Origin of the sequence: Bacillus sp. JJ1503 (assembly GCF_036965125.1) — a bacterium.
In the GTDB taxonomy this organism is placed as follows: Bacteria; Bacillota; Bacilli; order Bacillales; family Cytobacillaceae; genus Cytobacillus.
Window position 1 is genome coordinate 44,506 of sequence record NZ_JBALOZ010000192.1, and the last position, 789, is coordinate 45,294.

The 789-nt window shown below is 35.0% G+C and carries 2 protein-coding genes; one reads left to right on the forward strand and one right to left on the reverse strand.

From position 1 onward, the window contains the following. Window positions 1–66: 66 nt before the first annotated feature. The gene (locus V7149_RS15115) at window positions 67–204 is read left to right on the forward strand and encodes a hypothetical protein (protein ID WP_335346440.1); all 138 of its coding nucleotides are present in this window, start codon (window positions 67–69) and stop codon (window positions 202–204) included. Window positions 205–407: 203 nt separating this feature from the next. Here V7149_RS15115 and V7149_RS15120 read toward each other — a convergent pair whose 3' ends face one another. Further along, window positions 408–737 (reverse strand): hypothetical protein, encoded by a 330-nt coding sequence (locus V7149_RS15120; RefSeq protein WP_335346441.1) that lies wholly within the window; start codon window positions 735–737, stop codon window positions 408–410. Between the last annotated feature and the right edge of the window lie 52 nt (window positions 738–789).

The following is a 789-nucleotide window of genomic DNA, read 5'->3' on the forward strand; positions in this document are numbered from 1 at the left end:
TGTTTCTCCAAAAATAGTGAAACCTTTTAAAGAAGCGTTTAATTAAATCTAAAGGGGATGATTACTATGAAGGAGCAACAAAGAGAAAATGAAATTACTCATGTAGAAGCAGAGAATGAGAAACAGCTCATTAGAGAATTTACTAATCCAGAGTCAAAGCAACCAGTCCCACAGCCAAAGGATTTTGAGGACATTGAGTATTAGTAGTTAATAAGTAAAGCCAGTTCCGGGGTGCATGGAATGTTTGAGCAACACGGAACTGGCCTTTTAACTAACTCTTTTTAAAATAATCAGTGAATGCTTGGTAAATTTCGACTCCCTGGTAAAATAACAAGCTTGATGCAGTGAGTGAAAATAAACCGATTAATAAGAAGCGAATCCACATATTACTCTCCTCCTTCGTTTTTTTATGAATAGGAAGGAGAAAAAACCACGTAATTGGATTGATAGAAAATCGGAATAAAGAACATGACTCTTTGGGAAGACCCAATTAATTTACTGCAGAATAGTGATAAAGCAAGTGTAAAAAGCCAAAGAGCTTCAATATTAAAGTTCAGCTTAAAAAGAAACTTTCTTATGTCATCCTTTAAAAGAAAACTTTCTACCGTATCAGATGAAATAACAGCATGTTGTTCATGATCTGCTGTCCATTTTGTATGTCCACCGGGATATTGCGCAATTAGGAACGAGAAAAATATAGAGAGCAGTACAATTGAAAGTAACTTAGTTTTTCTCATATTCCTAGCCCCCCTAAAAAGTGTGTTATTATCATAACGCAGACTTTAGGGA